Here is a 14,651-nt window from a genome sequence, read left to right as displayed (position 1 = left end):
GGCGGATTCGCAGCACGAGTGACAATTCGGTTGGGGAGGGTGGGCCGCCGCAGCCCCGCCGTGGTTGGTCGGCGGGGTGCGGCGGTGGGGCGCAGCCGCGTGTGGGGCGGGATGCGCTGTCGGGGTGGCGGTTACGGGGCTACAGAGCCCCAGTCGGCGAAGCCGGTGGGGTCGTGGCGGCCCAGGGTGCCGTGTTCGAACAGGCCCCAGCCTTCGGCGTCGCCGCAGCGGGCCTTGCCCACATGGTCGATGACGCCGAAGGGGATGCGGCCGGCCAGGGCGGGGTCGGTGAGGTCGTAGAGGCGGGATTCGGACCAGTTGCGGCCCTTCCACTGGCCGTGCAGCCAGTCGGGGTCGCCGCCGTAGCCGCAGCCCACGTTCAAGGCGACGAAGGTGCCCGCCTCCACTTCCACCTCGAGGGGTTTGCCGTCGGGGGTGGTGAGTTCCAGGCGCAGGGCGGTGGGGATGCGGGTGCCGGACTTGTAGGTGAGATGCACTCGGGGCCAGCCCAATTGCTCTACGCGGCCGTCCTTCCAGATGCGGGTGGCGTCGTTGAGGGTGCGGAAGCCGTTGGGCTCCTCCTGCACGATGACGATGATGGAGAAGTCGTCGAAGCGCAGGGGGACGTAGAGCCACCAGAAGCCTTCGGACGGTTCGTCGGCCACGCGGCCGGCGGGGTCGCCGTCGCCGACGGGGCGGATGCCCCAGGAGCGGTCGCGGGTGCCGGTCCAGGTGGCCGGGTCGACGGTGATGTCGTCGCCGTCCACGGTGAGGGTGCCGGACCAGGAGCCCACCTGGGCGAAGCGCTGGGCGTCGATGATCGGCCGGTTCAAGCCGGTGATGATGGTGTGCGGCTGCTCCTGCACCACCGGGAACGCGCCGTCCCAGGTGAGATCGAAGGCCAGGTCGTCCTGTTCGCAGATCAAGCGGATCTTCTGCAGCGGCTCCACCACCTCGAGGTGCAGGCCGCCGACGCTCAGGCCCAGCCCGCGCTCGGTGAGCGCGTCCGAGAAGCGCACGGCGCGTTGCTGATTCCCGCGGCGCACGGTGGCGAAGGCGTCGCGCACACCCAGGTTCGGGTACACGCCGAAGCCGGCGACCAGGAAGAGGTCGTCGGTGCGGGTCTTGTCGAGCGCGTTGAAGTAGCTGCGGTCGTAGAAGTTCTTGTCGCTGGTGGCGACGCGCGCCATGGGCAGCGGCGTCTGGTGGATCGGGTATTCGTCGAGGGGGCCGATCATGATGTCTCTCAATCCCATTCGTAGGTGCCGTCGAGCAGTGCTTCCAGCAGCGGCCGGTGCATCACGTAGTCGTCGCGGTCGGTGGTGTCGGTGTCCTCGCCGAAATGGATCATGCGGCGCTTGATCCGGCCCATCACGATGCCGTGCCGCAGCGCCGCGTAGAGCAGATACCAGTCCAGATCGCGCACCTTGTGCCCGGTGAACTCCTCGTACATGGCCTCGACGTGACTGCGGCGCATGTAATCCGGCAGTCCGGGCTGGTCGAAGCGGGTCGCGATGTCCTGGAAGAAGCGGTGGATGAGCAGCGTCCACGCCACATCGAGTTCGCGCGGGCCGAGCGCGGCCATCTCCCAGTCCAGCACGGCGACGGGGGAGAACCCGTCGAACATGATGTTGCCCGGCCGCGCGTCACCCCAGCTGAGCACATCCGGCCCGGGGTCGGTCGGCCAGTTCTGCTCGAGGTGGTCGAAGGCGCGCTCCAGCAACGGGATTCGGAACCCGTCGCGGGCCAGCGCCCAGTCGTACCACGCCTTCTGCGCCTCGAAATGCCGCCGCAGCGAATCGCCCTCGCCCGCGAGCGCCGGGAACTTCTCGACCGGATTCTCGATGGCGTGCAGCTTGGCGATGATCTCGACGGTATTGCGCGTCAAGGTGTATCGCTCGTCCGGGGTGGCGTCGAACAGCCAGCCCAGGAACACGTACGGCGGATTGTCCTCGGGCACACGCCCTTCCACCCGTCGCATGACGAAGAACGGCGCGCCCAGCACATTGTCGGACCCGGTCTCGAGGCCGAACAGCGGCGGCACCGGCACGCCGCTGTGCTCGGCGACTCCGGCGATCACCGCGAACTGTGTTGCCAGATCATACTTTTCGAACACCGGGAAGGAATCGGCGGTGGGCGCCAGGCGGGCCACGAACGAGCCGCCCGCCGCCTCGCCCCGCTCGGTCCACTCGGCGTCGAACAGCAGCGTGGTGCTGGACATGCCGCCCGCTTGCGGCCGCGTGATGGACGTGACCTTGGGCCGGTCATCGGCCTCGACCTTGCCGCCGAGCCATTCGGCCAGTTCGGTGGCGAGCAGATCGAGATCCATTTCCGAAATGGTCAACTGCCGCCGCTGATTGGGATCGGCCGACGTCATCTGTCCTCCTGACACTGTAATTGGGAGAAATGTAACGCGTTCTAATTACCGCTGGTAGGGGAATCGGCCAAGCAATTCGACGAGTCCGGTGAGCGGGATGAGCGCTTGTCAGGTGTGGCAGGCACGTAATCCTCGAGAGGTATTTCGACCCGCAATATCCCGGGGTTGACTAGGGGGTCTTCCCGGAAGCGGACGGCCCGCGCGCTCCCTAGCCTCGAATGGTCGCAGTGCTGAGTGAGGGGATGAGGATGAGCGTGCAAACCGCCGACGCCACAGTCGATCTCGTCGAACCGGTGCCGGAGGAACCGAAAGGCTGGAACCCGGCCACGCGAATTCTGTTCCGATTCGTCTTCGTCTACTTCGGCCTGTTCTGCGTGCTGTTCCCGCAGATCCTCATCTCCTTCCTCGGGCCGTTCTTCGCCAAGCTGCCCGAAGACCTGGTGATGCGATACGCGGAACTGCCCAGCCCGATCGTGGAATGGGTGGGCCGCCACGTCTTCGATGTCGAGGCGGTGGTGCGCTACGACTCCGGCAGCGGCGACCAGACCTACTTCTTCGTCATGGTCTTCTGCCTGCTGGTCGTCGCGGCGGTGAGCACGCTGATCTGGACCGTCCTGGATCGCCGACGGTGCGAATACCGCCGCCTCGCAGGTTGGTTCCTGCTGTTCATCCGGTTGTGCCTGGCCTCGCAGATGCTGCTCTACGGTTTCGCCAAGGCGATTCCGACGCAGATGCCGGAGCCGTCCTTGGTCGCGCTGCTGCAACCGTACGGCGATTTCACGCTCATGTCGGTGCTGTGGAGTCAGGTCGGCACCTCGCCGGTCTATCAGATTCTGCTCGGCTGCGCCGAGGTACTGGGCGGCGTGCTACTGCTCCTGCCGCGCACCACGCTCGCGGGCGTACTGCTCAGCCTGGTCAGCATGGCGCAGGTGTTCGTGCTGAACATGACCTACGACGTGCCGGTGAAACTGCTGTCGTTCCACCTCCTGGTGCTGTGCCTGGTGCTGCTGGCCCCGGACGCACGCCGGTTGACATCGGTGCTGCTGGGCGGCGCGGCGGGACCGTCCACCAGCCCGCAGCCCTTCCATGGCCGTGCGGCCCGCATCGCCGCGGTGGTGCAGATCGTGCTGGCGATCTGGATGTCGGCCGGCTTCGCGCAGACCGGGTTCGAGGGCTACCGCGAGTGGGGCCCGGACCGGCCGAGATCCGAGCTGTACGGCATCTGGACGGTGGACGAGTTCACCCGTGCAGGGCAGCCGGTCCCGCCGCTGGTCACGGACGAAACCCGATGGCGGCGAGTGATCTTCGATGACGTGCGCGCGGTCTACGTGCAGGGGATGAACGATTCGTTCACGGGACTGCCCGGCGCGGTCGATGGTGACGCGCACACCGTTGTCCTGCACCAGGATCCGGCGGCGCCGCCCTGGGCCAGCTTCACCTTCGAACGTCCGGCCTTCGACCGCCTGCTGCTGACCGGCACGCTGGACGGGCAACCGGTGACCATGTCGCTCACCCGAATGGATGAGAATCAGTTCACCCTGCGCCGCAATGGATTCCATCTCGTGCAGGATTACCCCAACCTGGGGGCGGGCACCTCCTGAGCCGCGCGCTCAGCCGAGCCCGGCGGCGATCTGATTGCACCAGTTGGGATTCGGTGTGAAGAACTCGCCACCCTCGGTGAAGGCTCGCTGGGCGGCGCTGTCGCCCAGCAGCCGAGCGGCGAGCCAGGCGGTGGGATAGCCGAGGTAACCGTAGACGCCGGTGGTGCAGGGCCAGCTCGCTGCGGCGCAATCCGGTTGGCCTTGCACGTCATTGTGATTCGGCCCGACGAGGGTGCCCCACACCTTCGGGATGCCGGGCGGGATGGCGTCGTAGTACGCCTGCACCGATTGCAGACCGGCCAGCTGCGGCGGCACAGGCTGGGTCGACGGGGAGATGAAGATATCTTCGGAGCCGTTGACCAGGAACACCGAACCGCTTGTCAGCCGCCGAGTGTCAGGGCACCAATCGCCGGTCGAGCAGAGCAGCTGAATGGGCAGCTCGATCGGCACCACCGTCCGAATCCGCCCGCCGGAGTTCGTCATGGCATTGAGCGCGCCGGTCGCGCCCTGTGAATGCCCCATGGCTCCAATGGAATCCGGGTCCAGCCTGCCGTGGAACACGCTCGCCGGATCGGCGGCCCGGTCCAGCAGGTAGTCCACGGCCCCGGCGATATCCACCCCCGACCCGGCCTGGGAGTTCTCGGTGGCGATGACCACGAACCCCCACGACGCCAGATGCTCGAGCAGATACGCGTACTGATCCGGACGCGCATCCGTGCCGTCACCCCAGGTGACGATCGGATGCCGCACCCCGCTCGCGCCCAGCTCGCTCGGATACCAGATGTCGTAGGCCGCGCCCGTGGAATCGCAGCAGCCGAAAGCGTATTCGCTGGTCACCGCCCACGGGCCGCGCTGGGCATACTTCGCCTCCACACCGGGGGCCGGTACATAGGCGGCTGCGGATGCGGCGAAGGGCAGTAACAGCGTGGCGAGCACCGCCAGCACACCGACGACGCGACCTGTCATAGCCGGAGAGCATAGGAAATTCGAGATGAATTGTCCGGTGACGCTCTCGCTGAGCGGGAATTCTCCTGCGCCGCAGCATGTTCACGTTGTGCGTGACCCAGCTCTCGGCAGAACTGAAGCAGCACATCGACGACGTCCCGGTCTACGCGACCGTGGCCACCGTGAACCCCGACGGCCAGCCCCACCTGACCGTGGTCTGGCTCCTCCGCGACGGCGAGGACCTGATCTACTCCACGACGGTCTCCCGTCAGCAGTACAAGAACGTCATCCGCGACCCCCGCGCCACGGTCATGATCAATCCTCCGGATCGCCCGTTCGTCTACGCCCAGGTGCGTGGCAAGGTGACCATCGAACCGGATCCCGAGCGCGCCCTCCCGGACCGGGCCTCGCTCAAGTTCACCGGCAAGCCCTATCGCGAGTTCAATCCGAATTCGGTGCACGACGCCGAGCGCGTCGTCGTCCGCATCACCCCCACGAAGGTGATCGGCCGGTTCTGAGCGCGGTGAGGTCTCTATCGGTTGCTGCACGGACGCCGGGCGATTGCAGGCGCGGGCGAGCCACGCCGTAGGCTCAATCCTTGTGCAACACACGTCAGACGCAGCCGCGGCCCAGCCGGAGTCGAATCCCCGCACCACTCCCGGTGGGGACCCGAATTACCTGGTAGGGCTGGATCTGAACGGACGCCGCGTGGTCGTGGTGGGCGGCGGGACGGTCGCCCAGCGCCGCCTCGGGCTGCTCATCGCCTCCGGCGCGGACGTGCATGTCATCAGCCGCGAGGCCACCCCGGCCGTGGAGGGTATGGCCACCTCGGGGCAGATCACCCTGGAGTTGCGCGAATACCGCGACGGCGATCTGGACGGCGCCTGGTACGCCATGGCGTGCACCGACGAGCCCGCCACCAATGCGGCCGTGGTCGCCGAGGCCACGTGTCGGCGGGTGTTCTGTGTGCGCGCCGATATCGCGCGTGAGGGCACCGCGGTCACGCCTGCGACCGCCCGCTACGACGGCATGACCCTCGGCGTGCTGGCCGGTGGTCAGCATCGGCGGTCGGCGGCCCTGCGCACCGCGTTCCTGGAAGCCCTGCAATCCGGTGTGGTGACCGATGATTCGGCCCCGCCGGTCCCGGGTGTGGCGCTCATCGGCGGTGGCCCCGGCGACCCGGATCTGATCACCGTGCGCGGCCGTCGCCTGCTGGCGCGCGCGAATCTCGTTGTCGCCGACCGGCTCGCCCCGCCGGAGCTGCTGGCCGAACTCGGCCCCGACGTCGAGGTCGTGGACGCGGCCAAGATCCCGTACGGGCGCGCCATGGCGCAGGAGGCCATCAATACCGCGCTCGTGGAGGGTGCGAAGGCGGGCAAGTTCGTGGTCCGGCTCAAGGGCGGCGACCCGTATGTCTTCGGCCGCGGCTTCGAGGAGCTCGAGGCGTGCGTGGAAGCCGGGGTGCCGGTGACCGTCGTGCCCGGGGTCACCAGTGCCATTTCGGTGCCCGCCCTGGCCGGTATCCCGGTCACACACCGTGGGGTCACACACGAATTCGTGGTGGTCAGCGGGCATGTGGCCCCCGATCACCCGGATTCGCTGGTGGACTGGCCGGCGCTGGCCCGGCTGCGCGGCACCATCGTGCTGCTCATGGCGGTCGAGCGCATCGAACAGTTCGCGCAGGCCCTGCTCGACGGCGGTCGCAAGGCCGACACCCCGGCCACCGTCATCCAGGAGGGCAGCCTGCGCACCCAGCGGGTGCTGCGCGCCGACCTGGGCACCGTGGCCGAACGCGTGCGCGCCGAGGGCATTCGTCCGCCCGCCATCATCGTCATCGGCCCGACCGCGGGATTCCTCGCGGGTGCGGCCGAGGCTGAGCAGTCGCCGGCGGGTGCGCTCTGACCAGGGCGACCGTTCGTCTGTGCAACGAGTTCGGTTCCGTGAGCGGGCAATCCGTTACAGTGGCTTGCTGTGCTCGATAAACCCGCTGCGACGATGCAGTATCCGGTAACCCAGCGGGCGTTCGGGCTCGCGATCCTCGTCTTGAGCGGGCTGCAGCTGATGGTGGTGCTCGACGGCACCGTCATGATCCTGGCGCTGCCGCGACTACAGGAGGATCTGGGTCTGTCCAGCGCGGGCAGCGCGTGGACGGTCACCGCCTACGGTCTGCCGTTCGCGGGCCTCATGCTGCTGGGCGGGCGGCTCGGTGACTCCTTCGGCCGCAAACGCATGCTCATCGTCGGTGTCGCGGTGTTCACCGTGGCGTCGGCGCTGTGCGGGATGGCCTTGAACGAAGCCTGGTTGATCGCGGCCCGTGCCCTGCAGGGCACGGGTGCGGCGATCGCCGCACCGACCGCCTTCGCCTTGGTGGCGACCACATTCGCGCCCGGTCGGGCGCGTAATCAGGCCATCGCCATCCTCGGGTCGATGGTGGCGGTCGGGTCGATCGGCGGTCTGGTGCTCGGCGGCGCGATGACCGAACTCGACTGGCGGCTGATCTTCTGGATCAATGTGCCGATCGGCGCGCTCATCATCCTCGGCGCCGTGTACGAGCTGCGCGACACCGAACATCAGCGCATCTCGCTCGATGTGCGCGGCGCGGTGCTCGGGACGGTGGCCTGCGCGGCCATCGTCTTCGGGGCGACCGAGGGACCGGCCATGGGGTGGGGCAGCCCGATCATTCTCGGGTCGCTCATCGGTGGCGTGGTGCTCTTGATCGCCTTCGTCTTCGCCGAACGCGATGTGACCAATCCGCTGCTGCCGTGGTCGCTGTTCGACAGCCGGGATCGGGTCATCTCGTTCATCGCCATCTTCCTGGCGTCGGGCGTGCTGGGTGCGACCACCTTCTTCGTCGCCCAGTTCCTGCAGAACGTGGTCGGCTATTCGCCGCTGATGGCGGGTTGCGCGAGCATCCCGTTCACGCTCGGCGCGGGTGTCGGCACCGCCATCGCCTCCAAGGCGGCCATGCACATTCAGGCGCGGTGGTTGCTGTTCGCGGCGGCGCTGGTGCTGGCGGGTGCGCTGTATTTCGGCTCCACCCTGGACCGTTCGGTCGAATACCTGCCGACGCTGCTCATCCTGCTGTCGGTGGTCGGCGCCATGGTCGGCATGGTGATCGTGATCCTGCCGCTGTGCGTGCTGGTCGGCGTGGACATGGCCCACATCGGGCCGCTGTCGGCGGTCGGGCAGATGTTCATGAACATGGGCACGCCGTTCGCGGTGGGCGTGCTGAGCCCGGTCGCGGCCTCGCGCACGCTGTCGCTGGGCGGCGAAACCGGCGGCAAGGTCACCGATATGACGACCGCGCAGATCGACGCGCTCGGCAGCGGATACACGCTGGTGCTGCTGGTGTGCGCCATCGGCACCGCCGTCATGGGATTGATCGCCTTGACACTGCGGTACACCCCCGCGCAGCTGGCGCAGGCGCAGCACGCGCAGGACGAAGCTCAGAAGTCCTGAGCCGCAGGACATCTCACCGGATCCGGGGTTCGGTCACGCGCTGACCGGACGCTGGATACCGTGAGCAGTCATGGCAGTGCTCTCGTCCCTCGACCTCACCGATCTGGACAACTTCTCCTCCGGGTTTCCGCACGCGTTGTTCGCGGTGCATCGGGCGCAAGCGCCCGTGTACTGGCACGAACCGACGGCCCACACCCCTGACGGCGAGGGATTCTGGTCCGTCGCAACCTATGACGAGGTGCTGCGGGTGCTGAACGACCCCGTCACGTTCTCCTCGGAGACGGGTGGGGATCGGCCCTACGGCGGCACGGTGCTGCAGGATCTGCCGCAGGCGGGCGTGGTGTTGAACATGATGGACGATCCGCGGCACATCCGCATTCGGCGATTGGTGTCGAAGGGCTTGACGCCCATGACCGTTCGCAATCTCGAAGCGGACCTGCGAGCGCGCACCCGGCGTTTGCTGGATCGCATCGACAGCGGGTCCGAGCACGACTTCCTCACCGAGGTCGCGGCCGAATTGCCCATGCAGGCCATCTGTTTCCTGCTCGGTATCCCGGAAAGCGACCGGCACTGGCTGTTTCAGCGCGTCGAGCACGTATTCGACATGCCCGAGGCACTCGACCGCGCGGCCTTGGCGCAGGCGCTCGACGAATTGCGGGGCTACGGCGCGGAATTGATCGCGCAGCGGCGGCGTGCCCCCGGCGCGGACATGCTGTCGATCGTCGCGCACGCGGAACTGCCCGACGTCGATCCGGACCGCCTGACCGCCGAGGAGCTGCGTTCGTTCTTCACCCTGCTGTTCGCCGCCGGCGCCGAAACCACCCGCAATGCCATCGCGGGCGGCCTCCTGGCCTTGCTCGAGCACCCGGATCAATTGCGCGCCTTGCAGTCCGATCCCGCCCTGCTGCCCTCCGGGATCGAAGAAATACTGCGCTGGACTGCCCCTTCCCCGTCCAAACGCCGAACCGTCACCCGCCCTGTCGAATTCGCGGGCCACCGGCTCGAACCCGGCCAGAAGGTGCTCATCTGGGAGGGTTCCGCCAATCGTGACGAACGAAAATTCCCCGCCCCCAGCACCTTCGATCTCACCCGCGACCCCAACCCGCACCTGTCCTTCGGCCACGGCATCCACTTCTGCCTGGGCGCACACCTGGCCCGCCTCGAAATGCGCGTCGTCTTCGCGGAACTGCTCGCCCGCTTCCATCGCTTCGAACTCGCGGGCCCCGTCGAATGGACGCGCAGCAACCGCCACACCGGCCTGCGACACCTCCCGCTGCGCCTGTACGCCCGCTGAGTGCCGGTGGATTGGCAGGGCCCGGGTCTGTTGCCGCCCGGCCCGATTCGGCAGACTGCGGTCATGGATACCGACGCGATGCTCCTGAACCGCTGGACGGCCCTGGCCGGCCCGGGCGCGCGACCGGTGGGGGAGGACCTGGTGCGCCGCTACCGCGAACCGCACCGCCGCTACCACACCGTCGATCACCTGGCCGCCATGCTGACCGTCATCGACGATCTGGCCGAGGACGCCGAAGACGTTGCGGCCGTACGCTATGCGGCCTTCTTCCATGACGCCGTCTACGCCCTGGACGGCGGCGACAACGAGGAGCGCAGCGCGGTGCTCGCCGAAACCACCCTGCCCGGCCTCGGCGTCCCGCCCGAGCGGGTGGCCGAGGTGGCGCGCCTGGTCCGGCTCACCTCCGGCCATCATCCCGACCCGTCCGACCGCAATGGCGGCGTTCTCTGCGACGCGGATCTGGCCATCCTCGCCGCCGACGAATCCACCTATGCCGCATACACTTCCGCCGTCCGGGCCGAGTACGCCCAGATCCCCGACGAACTGTTCCGCAAGGGCCGCGCCGCGGTCCTGCAGGGCCTGACCGCCCAGGAGTGGTTGTTCCGCACCCCGATCGCCCGCTCCCGCTACGAGACCGCCGCCCGCGCCAACCTCGCGGCGGAATTGGCCGCTCTGACCAGCGACTAGCTCAGCGCGTCCCGTACTTGTAGGTCTGCTTGCGCAGCTTCAGATACACCATGATCTCCGCATGCCGCACCCCCGCGAGTGCCCGAATCCGCGTCGACACCAGTTCGAGCAGCGCCTCGTCATTCGGGCACACCGCCTCACACAGCACGTCGTACCGTCCCGCGCACACCACCACATAATTGATCTCGTCGATCACCGCCAGCGCGTCCACCACCGGCTGCACCGGCCCCTCCACCGTGATCGCGATCATGGCCTGCCGGAACAATCCCACCTGCAGCGGATCCGTCACCGCCACAATCTGAATCACCCCCGCATCGGCCAGCTTCTGCACCCGCTGCCGCACCGCGGCCTCCGACAACCCCACCGCCTTCCCGATGGTGGCGTACGCCCGCCGCCCGTCCTCCTGCAACTCGGCGATGATCTGCTTGGCAATCTCATCGAGCACCGGCCCGCCCCTGCTCGCACTGTGGTCGCTCACGCAGGTCATCCTGTCGGATGCCGCCTAGTCGCGCACCGGAACGAAGCGCAGCAGGATCGAGCCCGTCTTCGAGAAGGTGCGATTCTCCACCAGTTCGAGCTTGACCCACTGTTGCAGCGTGGGGAAGAACGGCGTGCCGCCGCCGATCGCGACCGGATTGACCACCACGATGAACTCGTCCACCAGACCGGCCTGGACCAGCGGTGCGGCCAGGGTGGCCCCCGCGACCTCCAGCATCCCGTCGGTCTCGGCCTTGAGCTTCTTCGCGACCTCGACCACGTCGCCCGTTTCCAGCCGGGAGTTCCAGTCGACCGAGGAAAGTGTCTGCGAGAACACCACTTTCGGCATCGCCATCCACAGCCGGGCGAACTCGGCCTCCACCGGGGGGATATCCGGGTCCTGGGCGGCGGTGGGCCAGTACCCCGCCATCAACTCGTACAGCTTGCGCCCGTACAGCGACAGCGCGGTGTCGCGGACCCGGTCGTTCCAGAACTGATGCACCTCATCGTCCGGCCCGACGTCGGGAAGCTCCCCCTTCGCATCGACCGTGTAGCCGTCCACCGAAATGTTCATGCCATATGTCAGTCTGCCCATGGCAGTACAGACTGCCCGGCCCTGCGAAATTAATCGCTGATTCCGGATCCCGATGTCCTCCCCGATCCGCCGGTTCGGTCTCCGGGGGGTTCAGCTCCGGCGTGAGATGAGCATGATGTATTCGCAGGGGGCGTCGGTGCGGTTGGCGAAGCCGTGGTCGGCGTCGGCCTGGAAGAACACGGAGTCGCCGGCGTGCAGGGTCTCGCTGATCCCGCCGAGCAGGACCGTGAGGGTGCCGTCGAGCACCACGAGCTGCTTCTCCGTGCCCGGCGGGTAGGCGGGCAGCAGTCCGGTGGAGACCTGTGCGGGGAGGTGGTGGACGATCAGCTCGCCGCCGCCCGCACCCGGGGCGGCCGACACCATGTGGCGTTCGAATCCGGTTTCCGGGTCGCGGAACACGGGGCGATCGTTCTTGCGCAGGACGACGACCGCGCCGGATGCGGGCGCGTCCGGCCCGCCGATCAGATCCGAGAGCGATGTGTCGAGTGCGTGGGCGATCCTGGATGCGACGCCGATCGTCGGACTCTTCTCTCCGCGTTCGACTTTCGACAGCATCGCCCGGCTGACCGAGGACCGGGTGGACAGCTGCTCCAGCGTCAGGCCCGCGTCCTCGCGCCGCCGCCGCACATTGGCGCCGAACGCCCCGGCCAGGTCGTCGCCGTGCTCGGCCTCGTTTCCGTCTTGCTCGGCCACCGTGCTCCTCGATCGATGGGTAACGTGTCGCCACAGTCTAGATTTCTCCTAAAGAAGAATTTGGTCTTCCATTGGAGATGCGCACTACGCGCCAACACGATGGAGGTTCCATGCGTCTGATCTCGGCCGGCCGGCACCACGCCGCCTTCGAATTCGGTGAGCTGCACGTGATCTCGTTGCGAGACGGCTACATCGACATGCCGCCGACCCGGCTGCGCGACGAGGCCGGGCGCACGCTCCCGGTGCTGCCGGCCGTCGTGCCGCTGGTCGGCGACAACCTGCGGCTGGCGGTCAACGCCTTCTACGTCACCGACGGCACGCGGTCGGTGCTCATCGACACCGGCGCGTCCGACAATTGGCACGACCCCACCATGGGATTGATCTACGACGCACTCGACGAAGCGGGAATCGACCGCGCGCAGATCACCGATGCGGCCATCACCCACAACCACGAAGACCATGTGAGCGGGCTGATCGCACCGGACGGTTCGGAGGCGTTCCCCGCACTGGAGCGCGTGTGGATCGGCGCGGGCGACGCCTCGGTGTTCACGGGGCGGCTCGCGTCGCTCCGCGACCGGGTCGTCCCGGTGTCCGAGCGGGTCGCCATCAACGACTGGACCACCGCGATCCCGACACCGGGCCACACCCCCGGGCACACCGTTTACGAAATCAGCAGCGGCACAGGCCGCCTGCTGGTCTGGGGCGACACCGTGCACGTCCCCACCCTCCAATTCGACCAGCCGGCCGTGTCCTGGGAGTTCGACGGCGACCAGGCCCTGGCCCGCACCGCCCGCGCCGCCCTCCTCGAACGACTGGCCCGGCCGGACCACTTCGTGGCCGGGGCCCACCTCGACTCGCCCGGTATCGCCCGTGTCACCCCGTCCGGCAATGGTTATGCGCTGCAGTATCTTTCACCACCGATCGGCTGATCGGCCCGCCTCTTGGTGCGCGGCGCCTGCACCAGGTGCGGGGGCCGTCGCCGGTCAGGGTGATCTCGACTGTGCCGGCCTCAGCTGTCGAAGCCGAGACCGGTGTAGTCGAGGGTCTTCAACCACAGATTGCGGCGGCCCTGATGGGCATCCGCTCGCGCGAGCGACCAGCGGGTGAGCTGAATTCCCGCCGAGCGCAAAGGTTCTGGCGGCAGGGGCAGGGGCCGGGAGCGGACCAGGCGCAGGCGGGTGCGCTCGGTGTCCAAGCCCCACAGGCGATCCAGCATGACCTCCGCGCCGAAACGGGTCGCGCCCACGCCCAGTCCGGTGTACCCGGCGGCGTAAGCCAGCCGGCCCCGGTAGGCGGAACCGAAGAACGCGCAGAAGCGCCCGCAGGTGTCGATGATGCCGCCCCAGCGATGCGTGAATCGGAGACCGTCCAACTGCGGGAAGGTTTGGAAGAAATGCCGGGAGAGCGTTTCGAAGGTGGCCTCGTTGGATTCGAGGGCGGGGGCGATGCGTCCGCCGAAGTGATAGATGGCGTCGTAGCCGCCGAACAGGATTCGATTGTCGCGGGTGAGGCGGTAGTAGTGGAAGCGGTAGGAGGCATCGCCCATGCCCATGCGCCCGCGCCAGCCGATGGTGTCGAGCTGCGAAGCGGTCAGGGGCTCGGTCATCAGGGCGTAGTCGTAGACGGGGACCACATGCCGGGACACCTTCGGCAGCGGCCCCGCGAAGGCGCTGGTGCACAGGGCAACCCGGGGAGCGCGGACTTCGCCGTGCGGCGTGTGCAGGGTGAGCGTGCCGCCGGTGGACTTCGAAATGCGTTGCACGGGTGTGCCTTCGAAGATGCGGACGCCGAGTTTCAAACAGGCGCGGCGCAGGCCCCACGCCAGGCGGGCGGGATCGAGCATGGCGACGCCGTCGCGGTCCCACCAGCCGCCGAGGTAGGTGGGGGAGTGCACCAGGCGCTGCACCTCCGCGGCGTCCAGCAGATCGCTGCGATAGCCGAGAGCGGTTGCGGCGACGTGGCTTTCGCGCAGCCACTCGAGCTCGTGCGGTGCGGTGGCGACTTCCATCTCGCCGGTGCGCTCGAAATCGCAGTCGATGCCGTAGCGGGCGATGGCGTTCTCGATGGCGTCCAGATTCGCGCGGCCCAGCCGTTCCAGGTCGTCGATCTCATCGGGGAAGCGTTCCAGGCCGTTGGCCAGGCCGTGGGTGAGGCTGGCGGCGCAGAAGCCGCCATTGCGGCCGGAGGCGGCGTGCCCGCACATGGCGGATTCGACGAGCACCACATCGGTGCCCGGATTTCTCTCCTTGGCCAGCAACGCGGTCCACAGTCCGCTGTAGCCGCCGCCGATGACGGCCAGGTCCGCGGCGGTGGCGGTGGTGAGGGGTTCGGTGGGCACGGGGCGGTCGGGGCGGTCGGTCCAGTACGGCGCCGGCACCGCATCGGTGAGTGCCGACGCCCACAGTTTGCTTCCTTTGGCCTGCATGGCCGATCAGCTCCTTCTCTCTTGCCCAGCGGTCCGGCCGCCGAGCCCAGTGCATGGGGGAATTGGCCGTGGGTACGCGAAAGCCGCCGGGGGTCGAC

General features: G+C 68.0%; 14 protein-coding genes. 7 read left to right on the top strand and 7 right to left on the bottom strand.

Features of this window, described 5'->3' with window-relative positions:
• Window positions 1–131: 131 nt before the first annotated feature.
• Together H0264_RS31885 and H0264_RS31880 are read right to left on the bottom strand one after the other, a co-directional pair.
• Window positions 132–1,238 carry an Rv3169 family protein gene (locus tag H0264_RS31885; RefSeq protein ID WP_181580979.1) on the bottom strand — a complete coding sequence of 369 codons (1,107 nt, stop codon included), beginning with the start codon at window positions 1,236–1,238 and terminating at the stop codon, window positions 132–134.
• 8 nt (window positions 1,239–1,246) lie between these two features.
• Window positions 1,247–2,377: a phosphotransferase family protein gene (locus tag H0264_RS31880; RefSeq protein WP_181580978.1), complete on the bottom strand. Its 1,131-nt coding sequence runs from the start codon at window positions 2,375–2,377 to the stop codon at window positions 1,247–1,249.
• 248 nt (window positions 2,378–2,625) lie between these two features.
• Between H0264_RS31880 and H0264_RS31875 the strand changes: the two genes are divergently transcribed.
• Window positions 2,626–3,978, top strand: a complete 1,353-nt coding sequence (locus H0264_RS31875) for a DoxX family protein (protein WP_181580977.1) — start codon at window positions 2,626–2,628, stop codon at window positions 3,976–3,978.
• Between the two features lie 9 nt (window positions 3,979–3,987).
• On the opposite strand, the gene H0264_RS31870 is transcribed toward H0264_RS31875, so the two are convergent.
• Window positions 3,988–4,944, bottom strand: a complete 957-nt coding sequence (locus H0264_RS31870) for a poly(ethylene terephthalate) hydrolase family protein (RefSeq protein ID WP_181580976.1) — start codon at window positions 4,942–4,944, stop codon at window positions 3,988–3,990.
• A 92-nt stretch (window positions 4,945–5,036) separates the two neighbouring features.
• Between H0264_RS31870 and H0264_RS31865 the strand changes: the two genes are divergently transcribed.
• The 5 genes from H0264_RS31865 (at window position 5,037) to H0264_RS31845 (ending at window position 10,363) form a co-directional block, all read left to right on the top strand.
• Window positions 5,037–5,441 carry a PPOX class F420-dependent oxidoreductase gene (locus H0264_RS31865; protein WP_231084651.1) on the top strand — a complete coding sequence of 135 codons (405 nt, stop codon included), beginning with the start codon at window positions 5,037–5,039 and terminating at the stop codon, window positions 5,439–5,441.
• A gap of 160 nt (window positions 5,442–5,601) precedes the next feature.
• Window positions 5,602–6,825, top strand: a complete 1,224-nt coding sequence (cobA, locus tag H0264_RS31860) for a uroporphyrinogen-III C-methyltransferase (protein ID WP_244976301.1) — start codon at window positions 5,602–5,604, stop codon at window positions 6,823–6,825.
• Window positions 6,826–6,894: 69 nt separating this feature from the next.
• On the top strand, window positions 6,895–8,382 hold the full coding sequence (locus tag H0264_RS31855; protein WP_231084652.1) for an MFS transporter: 1,488 nt from the start codon (window positions 6,895–6,897) through the stop codon (window positions 8,380–8,382).
• Between the two features lie 70 nt (window positions 8,383–8,452).
• Complete coding sequence (locus H0264_RS31850) at window positions 8,453–9,676, top strand: cytochrome P450 (protein WP_181580973.1); 1,224 nt, start codon at window positions 8,453–8,455, stop codon at window positions 9,674–9,676.
• A 63-nt stretch (window positions 9,677–9,739) separates the two neighbouring features.
• Complete coding sequence (locus H0264_RS31845) at window positions 9,740–10,363, top strand: HD domain-containing protein (RefSeq protein ID WP_181580972.1); 624 nt, start codon at window positions 9,740–9,742, stop codon at window positions 10,361–10,363.
• A 1-nt stretch (window position 10,364) separates the two neighbouring features.
• Here H0264_RS31845 and H0264_RS31840 read toward each other — a convergent pair whose 3' ends face one another.
• The 3 genes from H0264_RS31840 to H0264_RS31830 form a co-directional block, all read right to left on the bottom strand.
• Entirely contained in the window at window positions 10,365–10,841 is a 477-nt protein-coding gene (locus tag H0264_RS31840) for an Lrp/AsnC family transcriptional regulator (protein ID WP_231084653.1), read from the bottom strand.
• A gap of 24 nt (window positions 10,842–10,865) precedes the next feature.
• Complete coding sequence (locus tag H0264_RS31835) at window positions 10,866–11,435, bottom strand: dihydrofolate reductase family protein (protein ID WP_181580970.1); 570 nt, start codon at window positions 11,433–11,435, stop codon at window positions 10,866–10,868.
• Between the two features lie 90 nt (window positions 11,436–11,525).
• Complete coding sequence (locus H0264_RS31830) at window positions 11,526–12,128, bottom strand: helix-turn-helix domain-containing protein (RefSeq protein ID WP_181580969.1); 603 nt, start codon at window positions 12,126–12,128, stop codon at window positions 11,526–11,528.
• 110 nt (window positions 12,129–12,238) lie between these two features.
• On the opposite strand from H0264_RS31830, the gene H0264_RS31825 reads away from it, so the two are divergent.
• A complete protein-coding gene (locus tag H0264_RS31825) occupies window positions 12,239–13,057 on the top strand; it encodes an MBL fold metallo-hydrolase (protein ID WP_181580968.1) in 819 nt (272 codons plus the stop codon).
• Window positions 13,058–13,137: 80 nt separating this feature from the next.
• On the opposite strand, the gene H0264_RS31820 is transcribed toward H0264_RS31825, so the two are convergent.
• Window positions 13,138–14,553 (bottom strand): NAD(P)/FAD-dependent oxidoreductase, encoded by a 1,416-nt coding sequence (locus tag H0264_RS31820; RefSeq protein WP_181580967.1) that lies wholly within the window; start codon window positions 14,551–14,553, stop codon window positions 13,138–13,140.
• Window positions 14,554–14,651 lie beyond the last annotated feature (98 nt).

This window comes from Nocardia huaxiensis (assembly GCF_013744875.1).
GTDB lineage: Bacteria > Actinomycetota > Actinomycetes > Mycobacteriales > Mycobacteriaceae > Nocardia > Nocardia huaxiensis.
This window is presented reverse-complemented; position numbering and strand designations above follow the sequence as displayed.

Bases quoted from the DNA above. Each gene is read 5' to 3' on its own strand.
- H0264_RS31845 (WP_181580972.1), top strand. From the start codon at position 9,740: ATGGATACCGACGCGATGCTCCTGAACCGCTGGACGGCCCTGGCCGGC.
- H0264_RS31835 (WP_181580970.1), bottom strand. From the start codon at position 11,435: ATGGGCAGACTGACATATGGCATGAACATTTCGGTGGACGGCTACACG.
- H0264_RS31880 (WP_181580978.1), bottom strand. From the start codon at position 2,377: ATGACGTCGGCCGATCCCAATCAGCGGCGGCAGTTGACCATTTCGGAA.
- H0264_RS31875 (WP_181580977.1), top strand. From the start codon at position 2,626: ATGAGCGTGCAAACCGCCGACGCCACAGTCGATCTCGTCGAACCGGTG.
- H0264_RS31825 (WP_181580968.1), top strand. From the start codon at position 12,239: ATGCGTCTGATCTCGGCCGGCCGGCACCACGCCGCCTTCGAATTCGGT.
- H0264_RS31885 (WP_181580979.1), bottom strand. From the start codon at position 1,238: ATGATCGGCCCCCTCGACGAATACCCGATCCACCAGACGCCGCTGCCC.
- H0264_RS31850 (WP_181580973.1), top strand. From the start codon at position 8,453: ATGGCAGTGCTCTCGTCCCTCGACCTCACCGATCTGGACAACTTCTCC.
- H0264_RS31820 (WP_181580967.1), bottom strand. From the start codon at position 14,553: ATGCAGGCCAAAGGAAGCAAACTGTGGGCGTCGGCACTCACCGATGCG.
- H0264_RS31870 (WP_181580976.1), bottom strand. From the start codon at position 4,944: ATGACAGGTCGCGTCGTCGGTGTGCTGGCGGTGCTCGCCACGCTGTTA.